The sequence below is a fragment of the Streptococcus mitis genome (genome assembly GCF_003944325.1).
GTDB lineage: Bacteria > Bacillota > Bacilli > Lactobacillales > Streptococcaceae > Streptococcus > Streptococcus mitis_CW.
Genome location: NZ_RJPX01000078.1, coordinates 1 through 1704, shown reverse-complemented (window position 1 = coordinate 1704; position 1704 = coordinate 1). Strand labels below are relative to the sequence as shown.

Below are 1704 nucleotides of genomic sequence, written 5' to 3'. Positions count from 1 at the left end.
GCCTCATAGTCTAGTTTAGCGATGATTTCCTTGTGTGTACCCTTATTAATGATATCTATAATTTGGATATTAGGGTCTTTAATATCGAGTAGTTTTGTGATAGAATGTAATTGTTCCATATGATTCTTTCTAATGATAGTTTGGTCGCTTTTCATTATAGATCTTATGGGACTTTTTTTCTACACAAAAATAGGCTCCATAATATCTATAGGGGATTTACCCACTACAAATATTATAGAGCCGATTAAAATCGGCTCCATAATATCCATAGGGGATTTACTCACTATAAATGTTATAGAGCCTTTTTATATAGTTTATTTTTTGTTGTATAACTTTGCCATTACTTCCAAGTTTTTAGTGAAATTTCTCCGCTATTTAGCCAGATTTCTTTTCCGTTATCACATTGAACTAAAAGCTTGCCATTTTCTGAGATATCTTTAGCAAGTCCCTTGTAGTCTTTTTGATCTAGTGTGAAAGTAACTTCTTTTCCTAGAACGAATGACTGTTGTTTATATAGGTATAATAACTCATCTGCTGGTGTTTCGAAGAAAGCACGCCAGATTTCTATGATTAATTCATTCCTTGTTATAGGAGCTGGTGATTTAAATAAGCTAGCAGCTTTTTCTTTTAATTCTTGTGGGAAATCATTAATAGTGAAGTTGATTCCTACTCCAATAATGATATCTGTGACTAAGCCTGTTTCTACAGAGGTCATTGCCTCAGTGAGGATTCCTCCAATTTTATGATTTTTGAGGTAGATATCGTTGACCCATTTTATGTCTACATCTATTAAAGTTAGGTTCTTAATGGCTTTGTAGACAGCTCCAGCTACAAGTAGTGTGTAGGATGGTAATTTGTCATAGGCGAGATTTGGTTTAAGATGGAGTGTCATATAAATACCACCTTGTGGTGAGTAGAAGGAACGTTGAAAACGGCCTCGCCCTGCTGTTTGATAGGAAGCTATATAAAGGGTATTTGCTTCATTCCCTAAATCAATTGCTTCTTTTGCATCTAGTTGTGTTGATTTAGTCTCAGTTTTAAACCTAACTTTAATTGGAAGATTTTGTTCTAGAAGTTCTGGAAGAATAAGGTCTCCATTCATCAGTTTATAGCCTTTATTTTTGATGCTATCAATTTTAATGCCTTCTTGTTCTAATCGCTTGATGGCTTTCCAAATTGATGTTCGGCTTAGGGATAGTTCTTCTGCAATTTTTTCTCCGCTGATATAATCGGTTTCTTTTGCTAGAATTTGGTAGACGGCTTGGTAGGATTTCATAGTGTTTCCTTTCTTTAAGAATAGTATATGATTTGAATCTAGTTTGGATGGTTGCGCCTAATCTATATTTTATTACTACTATTTTAACATATGCCTACTATTTACGGCATGATTTTCTTAGAGAAAATGCAATCGTTAAGATTGAGTTTTGAAATCTTAGTATTTTAGTATTTTTGGTAAATTCCCAAACTAAGTTCCACCGCTAATCCAAGTGGAAGTTAGTCTGATAAAAATTGTAAAAACCAGTGGAAATCCGTGTCAGGGTAAGTTCCACTGGTTTTACTAATGCTTGATTTTATTGCTTTTTTAACCAAACTGAATCGAAAAAAAGAGCGCACAAAATCCTCTCATCTGAAAGCGTTTCAGATTAAGTTCCGCTATGGTGGAAGTTAGTGTGAGACGTTTGAATGCGGTTAAAGGTTAAAGGT

General features: G+C 34.2%; 1 protein-coding gene. It reads right to left on the bottom strand.

All coding sequences use genetic code 11. The features are described 5' to 3' along the window. Nucleotides 1-340 precede the first annotated feature (340 nt). Nucleotides 341-1276 carry a bifunctional biotin--[acetyl-CoA-carboxylase] ligase/biotin operon repressor BirA gene (birA, locus tag D8787_RS11160; RefSeq protein ID WP_125423861.1) on the bottom strand — a complete coding sequence of 312 codons (936 nt, stop codon included), beginning with the start codon at nucleotides 1274-1276 and terminating at the stop codon, nucleotides 341-343. Nucleotides 1277-1704: the final 428 nt, after the last annotated feature.

What these genes read in the sequence shown, in the direction of transcription:
- birA (WP_125423861.1), bottom strand. Translation starts at nt 1,276, where the DNA reads ATGAAATCCTACCAAGCCGTCTACCAAATTCTAGCAAAAGAAACCGAT.